General features: G+C 61.3%; 11 protein-coding genes and 1 pseudogene. 10 read left to right on the plus strand and 2 right to left on the minus strand.

Annotated elements, in window-relative coordinates:
* The first annotated feature begins 78 nt into the window (after positions 1–78).
* The 4 genes from FZ934_RS02455 (at position 79) to FZ934_RS02470 (ending at position 4547) form a co-directional block, all read left to right on the plus strand.
* Positions 79–1704, plus strand: a complete 1626-nt coding sequence (locus tag FZ934_RS02455; RefSeq protein ID WP_153269769.1) for a cisplatin damage response ATP-dependent DNA ligase — start codon at positions 79–81, stop codon at positions 1702–1704.
* 116 nt (positions 1705–1820) lie between these two features.
* Complete coding sequence (locus FZ934_RS02460; RefSeq protein ID WP_153269770.1) at positions 1821–2744, plus strand: alpha/beta hydrolase family protein; 924 nt, start codon at positions 1821–1823, stop codon at positions 2742–2744.
* Positions 2745–2819: 75 nt separating this feature from the next.
* Complete coding sequence (locus FZ934_RS02465; protein ID WP_153269771.1) at positions 2820–3656, plus strand: L,D-transpeptidase; 837 nt, start codon at positions 2820–2822, stop codon at positions 3654–3656.
* Positions 3657–3824: 168 nt separating this feature from the next.
* A complete protein-coding gene (locus FZ934_RS02470; RefSeq protein WP_056825056.1) occupies positions 3825–4547 on the plus strand; it encodes a L,D-transpeptidase in 723 nt (240 codons plus the stop codon).
* Between the two features lie 88 nt (positions 4548–4635).
* On the opposite strand, the gene FZ934_RS02475 is transcribed toward FZ934_RS02470, so the two are convergent.
* On the minus strand, positions 4636–5103 hold the full coding sequence (locus FZ934_RS02475) for a MarR family winged helix-turn-helix transcriptional regulator (RefSeq protein WP_153269772.1): 468 nt from the start codon (positions 5101–5103) through the stop codon (positions 4636–4638).
* 124 nt (positions 5104–5227) lie between these two features.
* Here FZ934_RS02475 and FZ934_RS02480 point away from each other — a divergent pair, with 124 nt between their 5' ends.
* The 3 genes from FZ934_RS02480 (at position 5228) to FZ934_RS02490 (ending at position 6845) form a co-directional block, all read left to right on the plus strand.
* A complete protein-coding gene (locus tag FZ934_RS02480; protein WP_153269773.1) occupies positions 5228–5650 on the plus strand; it encodes an organic hydroperoxide resistance protein in 423 nt (140 codons plus the stop codon).
* 96 nt (positions 5651–5746) lie between these two features.
* Positions 5747–6130, plus strand: a complete 384-nt coding sequence (locus FZ934_RS02485) for an MbcA/ParS/Xre antitoxin family protein (protein ID WP_153269774.1) — start codon at positions 5747–5749, stop codon at positions 6128–6130.
* Complete coding sequence (locus FZ934_RS02490) at positions 6090–6845, plus strand: RES family NAD+ phosphorylase (protein ID WP_153269775.1); 756 nt, start codon at positions 6090–6092, stop codon at positions 6843–6845. Before FZ934_RS02485 ends, FZ934_RS02490 begins: the two co-directional genes overlap by 41 nt.
* A gap of 15 nt (positions 6846–6860) precedes the next feature.
* Here FZ934_RS02490 and FZ934_RS02495 read toward each other — a convergent pair whose 3' ends face one another.
* Positions 6861–7307 (minus strand): MarR family winged helix-turn-helix transcriptional regulator, encoded by a 447-nt coding sequence (locus FZ934_RS02495; protein WP_153269776.1) that lies wholly within the window; start codon positions 7305–7307, stop codon positions 6861–6863.
* Positions 7308–7397: 90 nt separating this feature from the next.
* Here FZ934_RS02495 and FZ934_RS02500 point away from each other — a divergent pair, with 90 nt between their 5' ends.
* From FZ934_RS02500 to FZ934_RS02510, 3 genes and pseudogenes are all read left to right on the plus strand, one after another.
* Positions 7398–8123 carry a DUF899 domain-containing protein gene (locus tag FZ934_RS02500; RefSeq protein WP_153272339.1) on the plus strand — a complete coding sequence of 242 codons (726 nt, stop codon included), beginning with the start codon at positions 7398–7400 and terminating at the stop codon, positions 8121–8123.
* Between the two features lie 131 nt (positions 8124–8254).
* Positions 8255–9033: pseudogene (locus tag FZ934_RS02505) on the plus strand (VOC family protein).
* 347 nt (positions 9034–9380) lie between these two features.
* A complete protein-coding gene (locus FZ934_RS02510) occupies positions 9381–20351 on the plus strand; it encodes a VCBS domain-containing protein (RefSeq protein WP_153269777.1) in 10971 nt (3656 codons plus the stop codon).
* Positions 20352–20354 lie beyond the last annotated feature (3 nt).

Raw genomic sequence — 20354 nt, forward strand, 5'->3', positions numbered from 1 at the left:
ACGGTGCAACAGATCAAGCCCCTCCCCCTTGTGGGGAGGGGTTGGGGAGGGGTTCTTGGAACAACAAGGCCGTCGCTCATGAAAGCATTCTCCGACCTTCTCGATCGCCTCGTCACCACCCCAAGCCGAAATGGCAAGCTGAAACTGCTTACCGACTACTTTCGCAACACCCCCGATCCCGACCGCGGATATGGCCTTGCCGCGATTGCCGGAACGCTTGATGTCCGCAACGTCAAGCCGGCGATGTTGCGGGAACTGGTGCTGGAGCGGATGGACGAGGTGCTGTTCCGTTACTCCTACGACTATGTCGGCGATCTCGCCGAGACCATCTCCCTTGTGTGGGACAACGAGAAGGACATCGAGCGCTCCTCGCTGGCTCAGCCGCCGCTCGGCGAGGTGGTCGTGCGGATGAACTCGCTCGGGCGTACCGAAGTGCGCGGCTTCGTCCGCGAACTGCTCGATCGCCTCGACGCCTCCGGCCGGTTCGCCTTCATCAAGCTCGCGACCGGCGCGCTCCGCATCGGCGTTTCCGCCCGGCTGGCGAAGCAGGCGCTCGCCGATCTCGGGACAACCGATGTCGGCGAAATCGAAACCCTGTGGCACGGTCTCGAGCCACCCTATGAGAGTCTGTTTGCCTGGCTGGAGGGCAGGGCGGGCAAGCCGGTTCTTGCAACGCCGGCCATCTTCCACTCCGTCATGCTTGCCAATCCGGTCGAGGAGGGGGATCTGAAGACGCTCGACCCCGCCGACTACGCGGCGGAATGGAAATGGGACGGCATCCGCGTGCAGTTGTCACGCTCGGGTGAAACCCGAAAGATCTACTCCCGGTCCGGAGATGATATCTCGCAGGCCTTCCCCGATATCGTCGATTCCATCAGCTTCGATGGGGTCATGGATGGTGAACTGCTCGTCGGCGGCACCGCGCGTTCGAACAATCCGACACGCACCTTCTCCGACCTGCAGCAGCGCCTGAACCGGAAGACGGTGACGGCGAAGATGCTGGAAGAATATCCGGCATTCATCCGCGCCTACGATCTCCTCTTCGACGGCGAGGAGGACATCCGCGCCCGCACCTACATCGACCGGCGCGAGCGGCTTTCCGAGATTGTCGAGCTGGCGCCGCATGATCGCTTCGATCTGTCGTCGCTGGTCGCCTTCTCCTCTTGGGATGAACTGGACCGGCTGCGGTCATCGCCGCCCGATCCTGTTATCGAGGGCGTCATGATCAAGCGGCGCGACAGCGTCTACCAAGCCGGCCGCATGAAGGGGCCGTGGTTCAAGTGGAAGCGCGACCCGTACAATGTCGACGCCGTGCTGATGTACGCGCAGCGCGGCCATGGCAAGCGGTCCAGCTACTATTCCGATTTCACCTTCGGCGTATGGGCCGAGACGCCTGACGGCGAGACACTGGTTCCCGTCGGCAAGGCCTATTTCGGCTTCACCGACGCCGAACTCGAGGTCCTCGACAAGTTCGTGCGCAACAACACCACCGAGCGTTTCGGGCCGGTGCGTGCCGTGCGTGCCGACAAGGACTTCGGCTTCGTCGTGGAAGTGGCCTTCGAGGGCATAAATCGCTCGAATCGCCACAAGTCGGGCGTCGCCATGCGCTTTCCCCGGATCGCCAGATTGCGTCCGGAAAAGCCCTCCTATGAGGCCGATCGCCTGCAGACTCTCGTGGCGATGATCGACGCGAAGGCGGAATAAGGGTTTTTGCCTGACGCAAAATGACGCAGTCCAACAATCCTCAACAGAATGTGTGTTGGCGATGACATCAGGCAGTGCAATTTTCGACGTGACGGGGGAACGATGGACGCATTGACATGACAACGAACGACGACAATCGCTTTCTTCGCCAACGCCGTGCCCTGCTGGCAGGTATCGCCGGTGCACTCGTTCTCCCCGGCATCGGCCATGCCTTTGACGTTCCCGCCGAACCGCGCCTGATCAGCCGGGACTATGCAAGGGTGCGCGGCCATTTCAAAACCAACCTCCTGAAAAAAGGCCCGGCGCCGGACCGATACGAGTCGCTCGATGCACCGTCGAATGCCGACAGGATATTCTATCGCTCGGGCTATGGCGGCGAGCTGGAACTGGTTGCCTGGGTTTCCCAGTACAAGCGCGACCGCAAGCCGAAGCCGGCGGTCCTTTTCCTGCACGGCGGCAACGCGATGGGGCTCGGCCATTGGAACCTGATGGATCCCTACGTCGATGCCGGCTTCGTCGTGATGATGCCGGCGCTGAGAGGCGAGAATGGCCAGATGGGCAATTTCTCGGGCTTTTACGACGAGGTTGACGATGTGCTGTCGGCCGCCGACCGGCTCGCCCATCTTCCGGGCGTCGATCAGAACCGCCTGTTCATCGCCGGCCACAGCATCGGCGGCACGCTAACGATGCTGGCTTCGATGAGCAGCCACAAGTTTCGCGCCGCCGCGCCCATTTCCGGCAACCCCGACGCCTTCCGGTTCTTCAATCGCTATCCGCAGGATATCCGGTTCGATGATCGCAACGCGCACGAATTCGAGGTGCGCACGGCGCTTTGCTATGCGCAGAGCTTCAAATGCCCGGTGCGCGTCGTTCATGGCACGGATGAGTCGCACTTCAACGACAGGGCAGGCCTGCTCGCCAGTCGCGCCCGCGCCGCCGGCGTGCGCATCGAGACGGCGACGGTGACCGGCAACCATACCTCCGCGCTGCCGGCGGAGATTGCGCAGAGCATCCATTTCTTCCAAGGCGTATCGGCTTAACGCCAGCTTCGCGCCAGCCGCGCCTGCCATCATTGCGACAGCTATACGTGTCGCTTCATCGATGAGGGTGGTTTTATGAATGTAGTCAGCCGAGTGTCGTGCTTTGCCGGCCTCGCGGTCGCGCTGATGTCGCTGAGCGGCTGCAATATTTTCGTTCCGGATACCGGCGCGACCGATCCCGCCCGCTTCGTCCAGGAAACCTATCCCGTTTTCTATCATCCGGCGGGCGTCGATCCCGATCGCGTCAGGCCGATCGATGTGCCGGTTCCAGTGAGACCCGGCGTTCCGGCGACGATCTACAATCAGTCTTACGGCATCCCCGGCGCGACGCAGACCCGCACCTACGGTCTGCCGATGGCCAATCCGGTCAGCGCGGCGCTCTATGGTCAGGTCAGGGACAACGACTTTACCTTGCCCGCCATTCCGGTCAGCCGTGTCGATCCGCAATATCTGCGGCAGGAGGTCGATTATCCGACCAACGAGAAGCCGGGCACGATCATCGTCGATACGAAGACCAAGCATCTCTATTTCGTCGAGCCGGGGGGCAAGGCCATGCGCTATGGCGTCGGACTCGGACGCGAAGGCTACGCCTGGTCCGGCCGTGGCGTCATTCAATGGAAGCAGAAGTGGCCGCGCTGGACGCCGCCCGATGAAATGGTCTCGCGCCAGCCGGATGTGCGGGCCTTCTCGGCAGAGAATGGCGGTATGAACCCGGGCCTTGGAAATCCGCTCGGTGCGCGCGCGATGTATATCTTCAAGAACGGTCAGGACACGCTCTACCGCATCCACGGAACGCCGGATTGGCAATCCGTCGGCAAGGCGACCTCGTCCGGTTGCGTACGCATGCTCAACCAGGATGTCGTCGACCTCTACGATCGTGTGCCGGCAAAGGCGGAGATCGTTGTGATGTAGCAGCGCAACAGGCGGGCGATAACGCCTGCCTGACTGCGGACACGAGTTCGTGAGGCTATGGTTTATTCAGCATAACGGGATAGTTTTCTTGAAGCGTCACCGGCGTTGAATAACCCTCCAGAGACGGGCGCCCGCCTTTCTCGCGCTAAAGGAAAACAGACCCGCGTTATGAGCTTCGAAAAAACTTTCTCCCGCCGCAGCTTTCTCTCCCTTTCGGCGATGACCGCGGCTTCGGCATTGACGGGATGCGCATCCACGGCCGGCGGTCCCCCGGTCGGCCAGCCGATCGCTTTTCCCAACCCGATCCGTGCCTTCCAGACGACGCCGGCGCCGACAGACGCCGAACTGGCCGTCATGTACGGACCGATCGAGGACGGCGGCTTCCTTATCCCGGCCGTCCCCTACCAGCAGATCGACCCGCGCTTCTATCGGCAGCAGGTGATCGATCCGACGGGGCAGCCCGCCGGCACGATCGTCGTCGATACCCCGTCGCGCTTCCTCTATCTCGTGCAGCCCGGCGGCACGGCGATGCGTTATGGCGTCGGCATCGGCCGCGAAGGCTTCGCCTGGCAGGGCAATGGCGTCATCCAGTGGCGTCAGAGATGGCCGCGCTGGAAGCCACCGAATGAGATGGTTGCCCGCCAGCCCGAGCTTGCCAAGTATTCGATCGATAACGGCGGCATGGATCCGGGCCTGAAGAACCCGCTCGGTGCACGCGCGCTCTACATCTTCTCGAATGGAGAAGACACGCTTTACCGTCTCCACGGTAATCCGGATTGGCGTTCGATCGGCAAGGCCGTGTCGTCAGGCTGCGTCCGCCTGCTCAACCAGGATATCATCGACCTCTACGATCGCGTGCCCAACAAGGCGCCGATCCTCGTCCTGCAGTGACGTAAGAACAAGACGACCGGCTCTCCGGTCGTCTTCCGGGCCGGCCTCATGTGGTTCGGCCCGGATTTCGGGTTGAAATGCCAGGGCGCTAGAGTGCGCTCGTCAGGTTGGACCGCAAACCTTTGAGCAGTTCGCGGATCGTTTTCATTTCCTCGAGCGTGCAGCCGGAAGCCTCTCCGATCGCCGTCATGATCGCGTTGACCTCGTTTCGCATCGATTGCCCCTTCGGGGTCAGGGACACGATCACCTGGCGTTCGTCGCGTGCATCCCGGGCGCGCGTAATCAGTCCGTTCTGCTCCAGACGCTTGAGAAGCGGCGATAGCGTGCCGGAATCGAGATCGAGCTGTTCACCGATCGCCTTGACCGGCTGTTCCGTCTTTTCCCAAAGCGCCAGCATCACAAGGTACTGGGGGTAGGTGAGGCCGACCCGGTCGAGGATCGGCTTGTAGGCGCGCGTGAATGCGTGCGCCGTTGAATAGACCGCGAAGCAGAGCTGGTTTGCCAGCCTTTTTTCTTCTTCCGGAATTTCCATCGTCTTTGTCATCTGCGCTTTCATTGCCGCCTTTCCCTGGGGTCCGATTGTCCCCTTTTCGAATTCGAAATGCAATTTGCAAAATTCACTTGCGTACAATTTAATTGCGCATTATACAAAATCCAACCCCAACGCAAAGGAGACTGACATGCCTATCCTCTACACGACGAAAGCTTCTGCCACCGGCGGCCGCGCAGGTCGCGCCGTTTCTGAAAACGGTGTTCTCGACGTTACGCTGACGGTTCCGAAGGAGCTCGGAGGCGATGGCGCAACGGGCACCAACCCTGAACAGCTCTTTGCTGCCGGCTATTCCGCCTGCTTCCTGGGTGCCTTGAAATTTGTCGCCGGCAAGGAAAAGGTCAAGATTCCGGAAGACACCACGGTCAGCGCCACTGTCGGCATCGGCCCGCGCGAAGATGGTGCCGGCTTCGGCATCGAGGTCGCATTGACCGTCCATATCCCCGGCCTCGACAAGCCGACGGCTGAAAAGCTTGCCGCCGCCGCGCACATCGTTTGCCCGTACAGCCACGCCATGCGCACCTCGACCGAAGTTCCGGTCACGGTCGCCTGAGCATTCCAGCCGAAGTTTCAAAAGAGCGTCGCATCCGCGGCGCTCTTTTCATATGAAATAAAGTTGCTATATTCTTTCCAGAGAAAGGATATGGCCATGACTGCAGTAAATCCGGTTTCCGGCGCCCGAACCGTCGAAGCCGCCGTTATCACCAAGGCAGTGATCAACGCCGCCGATCGCCTCGGCATCAGTTCGCGCACGCTTTCGGCCGTCCTCGGCATTTCGGAAGCCAGCATTTCGCGAATGAAGCGGCAGGATTATCTGCTTGAGCGTGGCTCGAAGGCCTTTGAGCTCGCCATCCTGCTCGTCCGTATTTTCCGCTCGCTCGATGCCATCGTCGGCGGTGATGAAGCCGTGGCGCGGCAATGGCTGCGTAACGCCAATGCCGCGTTTGGCGCTGCACCCGTCGAAAAGATCGTCAGCATTGCAGGATTGACCGATGTCCTTGCCTATCTGGACGCCCGCCGCGCTCTCGTCTGAGGCGGGCGCTCTATCCGGTCGCTTCTGGCGTCTGGTCGAAGCGCAGCATCAGATATCCACCCTGAAGATCGTCGATACCTTGGATGAGCAGGCGCTGCTCGAAGGATTGCTGGAGGAGAGCAAGCCGGCGCTGCCGCCTGAATGCGTCGGCCTCGATTATCTGCTCGCCACCCCGTTCCGATATGGTGCGATCTATCCGCACGGCTCGCGCTTCCGCCGGGCAGGGCGCACGCCAGGCGTCTTCTATGCGTCCGAAGCCGTCGAGACGGCGCTGGCCGAGATGGCGTTTTACCGGCTGCTGTTCTTTGCGGATTCGCCGGCAACGCCACTTCCGGCCAACGCAGCCGAATATACCGCCTTCGCCGCCGAGATTTCCGCGCCTGCGGTCATCGATCTCACCAAGTCGCCGCTCGATCGGGACCGCGCCGCCTGGATGGACCTGCAACACTATGAGGCCTGTCAGTCCCTTGCGGATGCGGCCCGCGAGGCGGGTTGCCAGGCAATCCTCTATGAATCCGTCCGCGATCCCCGCCACGGCCGCAATCTCGCGCTGCTGACGGCAACGGGCTTTGCCGCCCGCGAACCGGTGGAGCGTCAGACCTGGCGCATCCGGCTTTCGGCAAGCGGCGTTCAGGCGCTCTGCGAGTTTCCAAGATCCCGGATCGGTTTCGCCCGTGAAGATTTCGCGGCCGATCCGCGCATTGCGACCGGGTAAGCTTCGATCGTCGCCTCAGGCGAGGGTGACGAGATCCCGCCGCAGCCGCCCGGCATCGCCCTCGGGCAGCTTTGCCTCAAGGCGCGCATGCGTGCTCACCCAGATGGGCAGGGCGGCTGCAAGCACCGCGCGTCCCTCGGGCGTCAGGGTCAGCAGCTTGCGCCGGCGATCCCTGGGGTTGGCGGTGACAAGCACCCATCCTTTGCGCTCCAGCGGCTTCAGCGCAGCCGTCAGCGTCGTCTGGTCCATGGCTAAGAGATTTGCGACCGGTCCCATCGGCGGCGGTTCGGGTCGGTTCAGCGACATCATCAAGGAGAACTGCCCGTTGGTCAGCCCGATCGGGCGAAGGGCGTCATCGAAAAGCCGGGCGAGTGCGCGGGCTGCGCGCTGGACATGCAGGCAAAGGCAGGTGTCGCGCACCAGCAACGTTGTCGAGTAGGGAATCTCGGGCGAGTTTGACATGAGTAGTTTGTATTGATATCAATATAAATAGTCAAGAAACAAGGAGAATAGGCCTCAAGCTATCGGTCGCGCCGGAGGAGGGCGCTCGTGATGCAGAACCAAGTCGTTTCCCGTGAAGAATGGTTGGAAGCCCGCCGCGCACTGCTGCTTCAGGAGAAGGAGGCAACGCATTTGCGCGACAAGGTCAATGCCGCGCGCATGGCCATGCCGTGGGTGAGGGTCGATAAAGACTACATGTTCGACACGCCGGATGGCAGGAAAAGCCTCTCCGATCTCTTCGATGGCCGCAGTCAGCTTCTGGTCTATCATTTCATGCTCGGACCTGAATGGCAGGCGGGCTGCCCGGGCTGCTCCTTCCTGTCCGATCACGTCGACGGCACGCTCGCGCATCTCAACAATCACGACGTCACCTGGGTTGCCGTGTCGCGGGCCGAGCTTCCCCGCATCGAAGCCTACAAGAAGCGCATGGATTGGAAATTCCCATGGGCTTCCTCGTTCGGTTCCGATTTCAACTTTGACTATCACGTCTCCTTCACGCCGGAGGATCTGGCGAGCGAGACCGTCACCTACAATTTCGAAGCCATTCCTCCGGCCAATGCCCACGACGAACTCCCGGGTGTCAGCGCCTTCTACAAGAACGACGCCGGTGACATTTTTCACACCTACTCTAGTTACGCCCGTGGACTGGAAGAGATGGTCGGAACGCTGATGATCCTTGACCGTGCCCCGAAGGGCCGCAACGAGGATTCGACCATGAGCTTCGTCAAACGTCACGACGAGTACGCGCCGGAGACAGCAAAATCCTGCTGCCACTGAGACGGCGCGACGGTCGCAACACGACTGGCGGCCAATTACGGCAACGTACGAGACGCCATTCGGCGGTCTCGCGACCTGCGTGAACACATTCGTCAACATCAATGCCTGAGCGCGAAAAAGGGAGAAGCGCAATGTCTGCCACGCATGGCAAGTTTATCTGGTGCGAACTGATGACGCCGGACATGAAGGCGGCGACGAAATTCTACTGCGACGTTGTCGGCTGGACGACGAGCAGCATGAACGTGGAGGGCTTGCCGCCTTACACGATCTTCGAAGCAAGCGGCGCGGGTGTCGCCGGGCTGATGGACTTTCCCGCCGAGCTGGAAGGCAAGGGCATCCCGCCGAACTGGACGGGATATGTCGCGGTCGATGATGTCGATCAGTCCGCGAAGGATTTCGCGGCCAATGGCGGCTCCATCCGCAGGCCGCCGGAGGATATCCCGAGCGTCGGTCGTTTTGCCGTCGTCGCCGACCCGCACGGGGCGGTGATCTGCATCATGACGCCGTTTCCGATGGACAATCCTCCTCCGGAAGCTCCCGCCAACGCGCCCGGCCACGTCGGCTGGCATGAACTCTACGCCGGCAACGGCGAGGAGGCTTTCGCATTCTATTCGAAGCTTTTCGGCTGGACGAAGGATCATGACTTCGACATGGGCGAGATGGGGACATACCGCATCTTCGCCGAGCACGGCACGCCGGTTGGCGGCATGATGACCAAGCCGCCGACCGTGCCGATGCCGGCCTGGGCCTATTATTTCAACGTGGCGGGGATCGATTCCGCCATCGCCAGGGTCAAGGCCGGCGGCGGTCAGGTGCTGAATGGTCCGATGGAAGTCCCGGCGGCAGCTGGATCGTCCAGGCGATGGATCCGCAGGGCGCGTTTTTCTGCCTGGTGGCGCCCGCGAGATAGGCTGATCCGGCCGATTTGAAAGTTAACGACAAGGCTGCCGCGGGCGACTGCGGCAGCCTTTTTGTATCGCTGTAGAACGCTGTGAACAGGCACCGGAATCGGTGTGAGAAACGCCCCGAATCGCTGGCTCTCAAGGCATGTCCGGTCAACCGGAAAAACCCGTATTCCTCTAATTTTATTAGAATTTTAGTGCTTTTAGTGGCACTTTGGTTGCCATCAAGGTTAACCGTCCCTAAACATTTTTGGGTGGATGCATAACCGGCTATATCAGCGGAGTTGCAGACATATTGCTTTTGCGCGGCCGGCGTAATTGATTGGCCCCAGTTTCTCATTGGGGTATTTTTGTAATGTCTATCGAAGATCCGCGCATTGCAGCAGTTGACGGCGAACAGGCTTCGCACGACTTCATTTCCGATATTCATGCAGACGCAGCGTTTCAGGCCTCCGCCCCGCAGGGCGTAGAGGTGGCGCAGGCCGAGGGTAGCCAGCCGGCAGATCAGGCAAAGACCGACCGGGTGCCGGCTCAGGAGAGCGCGTCCGCAGCTCCCGCCGCCAACGAGGTCGTTCCGGATCAGAACAACATCGCGCATCTGCCGGCAGGCGCCTCGATCGACGACATCCGCGTCGAGGGCAGCAACCTGGTGCTGGTCCAGGCCGATGGCACCGAGATCGTCATCGTCAACGGCGCGCTCCACGTCCCGACCTTCCTGATCGGTGAAGTTCAGCTCCCGCAGCAGGCCGTGATCGCCGCTCTCGAAGAGAGCAACATCAACGTCGCGGCAGGCCCGGACGGGTCCTACTCCGCAAGCTCCTCGCCCTCGAGCTCCGGCGCCGAGTTCCAGGACTCGCTGCAGCCCGACGCCAACGACCCGACGCAGCTCGCAAGCCTGCTCGCCGATACGCAGCAGCCTGATGTCAGCCCGGAAAACACGCCTGACGAACGCAACGGCGTGCCCGTCATCACCACCAGCGGCCTCCTGACCGTTACCGAAATTGCCGGCAACGAAGGTGGTTTCCAGCCGCAGGTCGTCAATGGCCAGTTCGGTTTCAACCCGGGCACCGATGCCGGCGTTATCTCTTCCATCGGCTTCTCCGACTCCCTGAACATGCAGGAAGGCACGCAGAACGGCACGCACGCCGACCTGACCTCCGACGGCAAGCCTGTCGTCATCACGGTCGACGGCATGACGATCACCGGCACCGTCGATGGCCACACGGTCTTCACCCTGACCGTCACCAATATTGAGACCGGTGCGTACACGTTCAGCCAGTTCGCTCCGATCGATCATCCCGACAAGGGCGAAGCGGGCGCCGACGACGTGCTGCGTCTGCAGTTCAGCTACACCGTCACCGACAAGAATGGCGATAGCGTCACCGGCATCGGCTCGATCGACGTTCGCGACGACGCTCCGACCGTCAACACCGAAAACGATGCCAGCAGCAGCATCAGCGAGAGCAATCTGTCGGGCGAAGGCCATCTCACGACCCAGGGATCGCTTGGCGTCCAGTGGGGCGCTGACAACGGCACCGGCCGCGACCTCACCTTCGACAAGCAGACGGCACCTGAGGGTCTGACCTCGCACGGCCTCGCCATCCACTACGAGATTTCCGTCGACGGCCACACGCTGACCGGCTACACCGGCTCGGCCAACGGCGAAGATCGCGTCGACGTCTTCGTCGCAACGCTCAACCCGGCTGCCCCGAACGGTTCCTACACCTTCGAACTGCTGCAGAGCATCGATCATCCGCAGACCAAGGGGTCTGAAGGCGGCGAAGGCGAAATCCAGCCGCTCGCCGAAACCATCTCGACGGACGAACAGCTCGGCCTCCACTTCACGGCGACCGCCAAGGATGCCGACGGCGACACCGTACCGGTCGACTTCACCGTCACCGTCAAGGACGACGTTCCGACCGCCGATTATTCCGGCACGGGCACCGTTACCGAGCATAGTGCGGATGGCGCGTTCGCTGAGCAGTCTGCGACTGGACGGCTAACCTTCACAACGGGCGCGGATGGCGGTCAGGTTAGTGACTTGACGTTCCGCACAGCGATTGAGCATCAGGACACTCCCGGCGAGGATTTTCCGGCTCTGAAGTCGCATGGCGTCGCACTGACCTACGAAACCACGATTGTGAATGGTGAGATCACCGTAACAGCACATGCGGGTGATACGCTCGTCTTCACGCTGACGGTCGATCAGCAATCGGGTGACTACAAGTACACGCAGTTTTCGTCCATCGACCACGCCTCCGACAGCGACAAGCTGCGCCTCGTGTTTGATTTCATCGTAACGGATGGCGACGGCGACAAGACCGCTTGGAACGATGGCACGCTCCAGATCGACATCATCGACGACAAGCCGACGATCGACGGTGTCGCGCAGGCGGTGAACCTGCTCGCCAACGGCAATTTCAAGGATGACGGCTGGCAGCCGCAGGGCTGGGACAACGGCGGCTACGCCGGCTCGGCAACCGGTGGCATCGGCTGGAAGGTCGACGGTACGGGCAGCGTGCAGCTCGAGCGCGTCAGCGATGGCTATCTCGGCATGCACACTTCCAACGGTGCGCCGATGGTCGACATGGGCTCTTCGCCCGGCAATACCACGATCTCGCAGGACATTGTCGGCCTGAAGGCCAACGAAACGCTGACATTGAGCTTCGAAGTCGGTTCTCCGGACCCGGCTTCCTCCAAGCTGCTGGTCTATTGGAACGGCGAACTCGTCGGCACGTTCGACCAGCCTTCCGCGATGACGCTGGTCAAGATTGAAGGCTTGGTCGCATCCGCAAACGGCAGCAACCAGCTGACCTTCAAGGAAGTCGGAACGTCCGACTACACCGGCAGCTACCTTGCCAACATCAGCCTGACCGAAAGCGCAAACGTTCCGGTCTTCAAGGCGGCGATCGGCGAAGACTCCAACGCCTTCTCCTTCGAGCTTGCCGACGGCAAGCAGTTCTCCTTCGGCGCCGACGGCAAGGGGGCGGTGACGCTGGGTGCGGCCACCGTGGCTTCGGCTGGCGGCATCGCGCTGGCGCTGCCGGAAAAGGCCTACTCCTACGTGGACGGCCACATCGTCATCGACCCGAGCTACGTCCAGTCGCTCAACGCCGGCGAGATCGCCACCATCACCATCCCCTTCACCGTCACCGACTCGGACGGCGACAGCAAGACCGGCGTCTACCAGGTCACCGTCACAGGTGAGAACGATGCCGCAACGATCTCCGGAACGGCCACAGGCGCCGTCACGGAAGACGCCCTCGACCTCACGACCGGCAGCACGCTCAAGGTCGTCGACGTCGACCACGGCGAAGCCCATTTCCAGACGCCTGCATCGCTTAGCGGCACCTATGGCACCTTCGCCTTCAACACGGCGACGGGCGAGTGGACCTACGCGCTGGACAATGCCAAGGCGCAGGAACTCCGCCAGGGCCAGACCTTTGATGAAAAGCTGACGGTCGTCTCGGCTGACGGCACGGCGACGCAGACCATCACGGTCACGGTCACCGGCGTCAACGACGCGCCGCATCTCTCGGCTTCGACCGCGAGCTGGACCTACACCGACACCGCCGGAGACGACAAGTTCCAGACGGTCAACGGCCAGCTGACGACCGTCGATGCAGACAAGGGCGACACCGCCACCTACGGCATCAGCGGCGACGGCGTCACCACCGGCAGCTTCATCAACGGCGCTTACAACACCGCCAAGGTCGGCACCTACGGCACGCTCTACCTGAACAGCGCGACCGGTGCTTACAGCTACGTTCCGAATGATGGCGCCATCGAGGGCCTGAAGTCGCATACTTCTGAAACCTTCGACGTAACAGTCAAGGACGGCACGGGCGCCACCGACAGCGAAACGCTGACGGTCAACCTTCTCGGTGCGAACGACAAGCCCGAGATCTCGGCATCGCTGCCAGGCGTGACCTATCACGACACCTCTGCCGATGACACTTTCTCGGCCGCGACCGGAAAACTCTCCTCGACCGACCGTGACGCTGGCGACACCGCGACCTACGGCGTCAATGGTGGGGTTGCCTCCAACGCCCGCGAAGGCTTCGACGTTGCCAAGACCGGCAGCTACGGCACGCTCTACGTCAACAGCACGACGGGCGCCTACACCTATGTTCCGAACGATACGGCGATCGAAGGCCGCAAGTCGGACACGCAGGAAAGCTTCGCGCTGACCGTAACCGATGGTTCGGGCGCAACCACCAGCACGAACTTCGTCGTTAACATCGATGCCGCCAACGACAAGCCGGAGCTTTCGCCGGTCAAGCTGTCCCTCACCGACACGGCTGCCAACGACAGCTTCCAGTCCGTCAAGGGCACCCTCGTTTCGACCGACCGCGACACCGGCGACAGCGCCAAGTACAGCATAGCCGGCGGATGGTCGACGAACTACCAGGCGGGCGGCATCAAATACGACGTCAAGATCGACGGCAAGTACGGCACGCTCTATCTCGACAGCAAGTCGGGCGCCTACCTCTACCAGCCTGACGACAGCGCGATCGAAGGCCGCAAGACCGACACGTCGGAAAGCTTCACGATCAGGGTCACCGACGGCTCCAACGCCACCGACACTGCGACCTTCACCGTCGATATTCACGGCGCCAACGATACGCCGGAACTCTACGCGACCCTTACCAAGGTCACCTACACGGACACGGCAGGCGACGACATCTTCTTCGCACGCGCCGGCACGCTCTACTCCAGCGATCGCGACGCCTTCGATCACCCGACTTACGGGGTCACCGGTGGCACGGCATCCAATGTCTGGGGATACGACGTTGCCAAGGCTGGCACCTACGGCACCCTCTATCTGAACAGCTTCACCGGCGACTATATTTACGTCCCGAAGGACGGTGCCATCGAGGCTCTGAAGTCCCTGGCTTCGGAAACCTTCGACCTGACGGTCACCGACGAGTCGGGTGCCTCCGCCAAGGAAGTGCTGACGATCAGCGTCGAAGGCACCAACGACAGGCCAGAGATTTCGGCATCGCTGTCGAGCGTGACGTACAACGATACCTCTGGCGATGACAGCTTCTCGACAGCAAGTGGCAAGCTGACCTCGACCGACCGTGACGCTGGCGATACCGCCACCTATGGCGTCAACGGTGGCGTTGCCTCCGACGCCCGCGCAGGCTTCGACGTTGCCAAGACCGGCAGCTATGGCACGCTCTATATCAACAGCAAGACGGGTGCTTACACCTACGTTCCGAACGATGCGGCGATTGAAGGCCGCAAGACGGACACGCAGGAAAAATTCACGCTGACCGTAACCGACGGTTCGGGTGCAACCGACAGCACGGACTTCACCGTCAAGATCGACGCGGCCAACGACAAGCCGGAACTGACGCCGGTCGGCATCTCGTTCACCGATACGGCGGCCAACGACACCTTCCAGTCGGTCAAGGGCACGCTCGTTTCAACCGATCGTGATACCGGCGACACCGCCAAGTACAGCATCATCGGCGGATCCTCGACGAACTACCAGACCGGCGGCATCAAGTACGACGTCAAGATCGACGGTAAGTACGGTACGCTGTATCTCGACAGCAAGTCGGGCGCCTACATCTACCAGCCTGACGACAGCGCCATCGAGAAGACCAAGACCGAAACGAGCGAAAGCTTCCAGATCAAGGTCACCGACGGCTCCAACGCCTCCGACACGCAGAGCTTCACCGTCGCGATCCACGGCGCCAACGACAAGCCGGAACTCTCGGCGACCGTGACGAGCGCCGTCTATAACGACACGTCGAACGACGACACGTTCAAGTCCGTAACAGGCAATCTGACTTCGACCGATCGGGACGCCAGCGAGACGGCCACCTACGGTGTCACCGGCGGGGCTTCTTCGAATGCGGTGAACGGTTACAACATCGCCAAGGCTGGCACCTACGGTACGTTCTACCTGAACAGCAGCACCGGCGCCTACGTCTACGTGCCGAACGACGCTGCCATCGAAGGCCTGAAGGCTGCCGACAAGGAAAGCTTCACGCTGACCGTCACCGACAAGTCGGGTGCAACCGACAGCAAGGTGTTCGAAGTCACGCTGAACGGTGTAAACGACACCGCGAGCATTTCCGGCAATGCCCAGGGCAGCGTCAAGGAAGACACAACGCTTTCCACCGGCGGCACCCTGACGGTCAATGACCGCGACGCCGATGATGCGCACCTGCAGACCCCCTCCAGCCTTGCCGGCAAGTACGGCACGTTCACCCTGGATACGGCGACCGGCGCCTGGACTTACAAGCTCGACAACGCCAGCAACGCGATCCAGAGCCTCAACGGCACCGACCAGGTGAAGGATGAGATCACGGTCAAGTCCGCTGACGGCACGGCAACGCAGGTGATCCAGGTCACGATCTCCGGCACCAACGACGCGGCCGTTATCGGCGAGCCGACGAAGACCGAGGTCATCGAAGACTATAAGGTCAAGGATGGTCATCTGAGTGTCTCGGGCACGATCAGCGTCTCCGACGTCGATCACGATCAGTCTTCGTTCCAGACAGGAGTGACCAGCAAGGGCGTCACGCTTGGAACGCTGACCCTGAGCTCGAACGGTGAGTACACCTACTCGGTCTCGGCGAGCGCGGTTCAGTATCTCGGCGATGAAGAGACGAAGGTCGAAACCTTCATCATCAAGTCCTATGATGGTACGACGAAGGAAGTCAGCTTCACCATCATCGGCACCAACGACACGCCTTACATCCAGTCGGTCGATGCGGCCGGCTCAGTGAAGGAAATCGCTGGCCAGACGGGTTCGTCGACCCTGCTGCACGCCGATCAGACGATCGTCTTCGGCGATGGCGATATCCATGACACGCACACGCTGGAGGTCACCGAAGTCTCGACGACGGCAGCGAACGGCAAGTTCCTGGGCTCCGCCGTCTCGCAGATCCTCGACGCCGTCGGCAATGCAGATGGCAGCGGCCGCCAGGCGCAGCTGAACTTCAGCGTCGCCGACAAGGACGTCGACTTCCTCGCCGCCGGCGAAACCATCGTGCAGACCTACCAGGTCGCCATCGTCGACCAGAACGGCGTTGCCACCGGCTACCAGACGGTCAAGATCACGATCGTCGGCGCGAATGATGCGGCCGTGATCGGCACGCCGTCGGTTTCGTCGGTGACGGAAGATGTCAACCCTGCAAGCGGTTACCTGAAGGCAACCGGTTCGATCTCGGTCAGCGATGCCGACCATGATCAGTCGAGCTTCAAGACGGCTGTCTCGAACGTCACGAGCAACCTCGGCACGCTGGTGCTGGCCTCGGACGGCAGCTACACCTACCAGGTGTTGAACAGTGCTGTTCAGTACCTCGATGCCGGCGAGCAGCGCGTCGAGACCTTCCGCATCACTTCCGCGGATGGCACGACGAAGGACGTCAGCTTCACCGTCAACGGTGCTGCGGATGCGGCCGTGATCGGCACGCCGTCGGTCTCGTCGGTAACGGAAGATGTCAACCCTGCAAGCGGTTACCTGAAGGCAACCGGTTCGATCTCGGTCAGCGACGCCGACCATGATCAGTCGAGCTTCAAGACGGCTGTCTCGAACGTCACGAGCAACCTCGGCACGCTGGTGCTGGCCTCGGACGGCAGCTACACCTACCAGGTGTTGAACAGTGCTGTTCAGTACCTCGATGCCGGCGAGCAGCGCGTCGAGACCTTCCGCATCACTTCCGCGGATGGCACGACGAAGGACGTCAGCTTCACCGTCAACGGTGCTGCGGATGCGGCCGTGATCGGCACGCCGTCGGTCTCGTCGGTAACGGAAGATGTCAACCCTGCAAGCGGTTACCTGAAGGCAACCGGTTCGATCTCGGTCAGCGACGCCGACCATGATCAGTCGAGCTTCAAGACGGCTGTCTCGAACGTCACGAGCAACCTCGGCACGCTGGTGCTGGCCTCGGACGGCAGCTACACCTACCAGGTGTTGAACAGTGCTGTTCAGTACCTCGATGCCGGCGAAAAGCGCGTCGAGACCTTCCGCATCACTTCCGCGGATGGCACGACGAAGGACGTCAGCTTCACGGTCAACGGTGCTGCGGATGCGGCCGTGATCGGCACGCCGTCGGTCTCGTCGGTAACGGAAGATGTCAACCCTGCAAGCGGTTACCTGAAGGCAACCGGTTCGATCTCGGTCAGCGACGCCGACCATGATCAGTCGAGCTTCAAGACGGCTGTCTCGAACGTCACGAGCAACCTCGGCACGCTGGTGCTGGCCTCGGACGGCAGCTACACCTACCAGGTGTTGAACAGTGCTGTTCAGTACCTCGATGCCGGCGAAAAGCGCGTCGAGACCTTCCGCATCACTTCCGCGGATGGCACGACGAAGGACGTCAGCTTCACCGTCAACGGTGCTGCGGATGCGGCCGTGATCGGCACGCCGTCGGTCTCGTCGGTAACGGAAGATGTCAACCCTGCAAGCGGTTACCTGAAGGCAACCGGTTCGATCTCGGTCAGCGACGCCGACCATGATCAGTCGAGCTTCAAGACGACCGTCTCGAACGTCACGAGCAACCTCGGCACGCTGGTGCTCGCCGCGGACGGCAGCTATACCTACCAGGTCTTGAACAGTGCTGTTCAGTACCTCGATGCCAACGAGCAGCGCGTCGAGACCTTCCGCATCACTTCCGCGGATGGCACGACGAAGGACGTCAGCTTCACGGTCAACGGTGCTGCGGATGCGGCCGTGATCGGCACGCCGTCGGTCTCGTCGGTAACGGAAGATGTCAACCCTGCAAGCGGTTACCTGAAGGCAACCGGTTCGATCTCGGTCAGCGATGCCGACCACGATCAGTCGAGCTTCAAGACCACGGTCTCGAACGTCACGACGAACCTCGGCACGCTGACGCTCGCCGCGGACGGTACCTACACCTACTCGGTATCGAATGCTTCGGTTCAATATCTGAACTCTGGTGAACAGCGCGTCGAAACCTTCCGCATTACCTCCGCGGACGGCACGACGAAGGACGTCAGCTTCACCATCAACGGTGCCAATGATGCGGTGCCAGCGACGGTCAACGAGAGCACGAATTCTGCCGGCAGGTACGCGTTCACCGACGACGATGACTCTCCGTACAAGATCAATTTCGATCTCTCTACTCTGTTCAATGTCACCGGCAGCGCATCCTACGCGGTATCGAAGGTCTACTCGACCAACTCCGATGACTGGCTGACGTTCAGCAATAATACGGCCAAGGGAAATCCCTACGAAGGATGGTTCCTGGATCCGGACGGTGATTCCGGCCTCTATATCTACCGCGTCACCGTAACGGATAGCCTCGGCACCGTTCAGTCGACCTATGTCGCTTTCAGTGCAATCGAATACTACGGCCGTACCTTCGAGATCACCAATAATGGTGGTCTCAACAACGACAATTCGCTAGCCTACGCCAACTTCTACAACAGCGACGGCGACCTGATCCTGATCACAAGCAACATCAATGATACGGTGTACGCTGGAGCAGGACACGATGTCGTCATCGATAACGGTGGTTCGAATACGATCGACGGCGGATCCGGCGACGATGCCATCTACGGTATGGGTGGTAACGACATCCTGCTCGGTGGATCCGGGAACGATTTCATCGATGGCGGTGACGGAAACGACACGATCGTCGGCGGCACCGGCAACGACGTCTTGCTCGGCGGTGCGGGCAACGACACATTCAACTATACTATCGGCGACGGCGCAGACATTATTGACGGCGGTACCGGCAGCGATACGGTGGCGATTATCGGCACCAGCAGCCCGGAAACCCTGAATGTCGTGGTTTCCGGCGATGTTCTGACGCAGTTCAACGGCAGCACGGTGACGAATGTCGAGACGATCACTGCCAACCTCCAGGGCGGCACGGATCTGCTTTCCTATTCGGGAACGACTCAGGGCGTCGTCGTCAATCTTGCAACCAACTCGGCAACCGGCTTCTCGTATATCAACGGCATCGAGAACGTCACTGGCGGCTCTGGTAACGACAAGCTGACCGGTGATACGGGCGCCAACACTCTCCTGGGCGGCGCCGGCGACGATACGCTGAGCGGTGGTGCTGGCAACGACACGCTTACCGGCGGTTCTGGCAAGAACACGTTCGTATGGGGTTCGGAAGCTCTGAACTCCAGCAATGCGGACAAGATCACCGACTACAGCTATTCGAACGGTGACAAGATCGACCTGCAGAGCCTCGTCGGATCCTTTGGTGCCGGGAAGAACGTGCTGAACTATGTCAAGATCGTCGAATTGGGTTCTGATTTGCTGGTCCAGGTAGCCCAGACTGCCGGTGGTCCGTTCACGACGGCCTACACTCTCTCTGGCGCGAATGGTTCGGGCACGGATTCAGTCCGGGTGCATATCGGCGGGTCGGATTATACCGTCAAGACCAATAACACCTACGCGTCCGCCATCGACCCGATCATCCTCGACCTCGACCACAACGGCATCGCACTGACCACGCTCGACCACGGCGTCCAGTTCGACATCAATGCCGACGGTCACAAGGACCAGATCGCATGGACGGCAGGCACGGATGGCATCCTGGCCTACGACGTGGATGGTAACGGCAAGATCGACAACGGCACCGAGATCTTCTCGCCGCACTTTGCCGGTGGCACCTATGCCGATGGCCTGGCGGCGCTGGCGACCCTCGACAGCAACCACGACGGCAAGATCGATGCCAATGACGAGGCTTTTGCAAAGCTCACCATCTGGCAGGACCTGAACCACAACGGCATCACCGACGCCGGCGAGCTTTCGAGCCTCGCGGATCATTCGATCGCCAGCATTTCGCTGGATGCGCATGCGACCGATACTTCGATCAACGGCCAGTCGGTCCTGGCGGACGGCAGCTACACCCTGACGGACGGCTCTACCGGCCACTTCGTCGAGGTTGCCTTCGACACGACGCTTGGCGGCAGCACGGACACCGACAGCGTCCACGCGCTGATCGGCACCGACGGTGACGACGCGCTGGCTGGCAGCGGCGGTATGTTCACGCTCACGGGCGGGGCAGGGGCTGATACCTTCGTTCTCGACGCCGATGCGCTTGGCGACGTCAAGCTCGCCGACGTGATCACCGACTACAAGGCCGGCGAAGGTGACACGCTTGATGTGTCGAAGCTTCTCGACAGCCTGCTCGGTCACCAGGCAACCGAAGCCGAGGCGCTTGCCAGCGTCAAGACGACGGTATCGGGTGCCGACACCGTGGTCAGCGTCAACGCCAACGGTGCCTGGCACGACGTGGCGGTTCTCCAGAACACCACCGAAGCGGTCAAGATCCTGTTCGACGACAAGCACGACACGACCACCGCTCCGCACGTCGGCTAATTG

Source organism: Rhizobium grahamii (assembly GCF_009498215.1).
GTDB lineage: Bacteria > Pseudomonadota > Alphaproteobacteria > Rhizobiales > Rhizobiaceae > Rhizobium > Rhizobium grahamii_A.

Bases quoted from the DNA above. Each gene is read 5' to 3' on its own strand.
- FZ934_RS02455 (WP_153269769.1), top strand. From the start codon at position 79: ATGAAAGCATTCTCCGACCTTCTCGATCGCCTCGTCACCACCCCAAGC.
- FZ934_RS02460 (WP_153269770.1), top strand. From the start codon at position 1,821: ATGACAACGAACGACGACAATCGCTTTCTTCGCCAACGCCGTGCCCTG.
- FZ934_RS02465 (WP_153269771.1), top strand. From the start codon at position 2,820: ATGAATGTAGTCAGCCGAGTGTCGTGCTTTGCCGGCCTCGCGGTCGCG.
- FZ934_RS02470 (WP_056825056.1), top strand. From the start codon at position 3,825: ATGAGCTTCGAAAAAACTTTCTCCCGCCGCAGCTTTCTCTCCCTTTCG.
- FZ934_RS02475 (WP_153269772.1), bottom strand. From the start codon at position 5,103: ATGAAAGCGCAGATGACAAAGACGATGGAAATTCCGGAAGAAGAAAAA.
- FZ934_RS02480 (WP_153269773.1), top strand. From the start codon at position 5,228: ATGCCTATCCTCTACACGACGAAAGCTTCTGCCACCGGCGGCCGCGCA.
- FZ934_RS02485 (WP_153269774.1), top strand. From the start codon at position 5,747: ATGACTGCAGTAAATCCGGTTTCCGGCGCCCGAACCGTCGAAGCCGCC.
- FZ934_RS02490 (WP_153269775.1), top strand. From the start codon at position 6,090: ATGTCCTTGCCTATCTGGACGCCCGCCGCGCTCTCGTCTGAGGCGGGC.
- FZ934_RS02495 (WP_153269776.1), bottom strand. From the start codon at position 7,307: ATGTCAAACTCGCCCGAGATTCCCTACTCGACAACGTTGCTGGTGCGC.
- FZ934_RS02500 (WP_153272339.1), top strand. From the start codon at position 7,398: ATGCAGAACCAAGTCGTTTCCCGTGAAGAATGGTTGGAAGCCCGCCGC.
- FZ934_RS02510 (WP_153269777.1), top strand. From the start codon at position 9,381: ATGTCTATCGAAGATCCGCGCATTGCAGCAGTTGACGGCGAACAGGCT.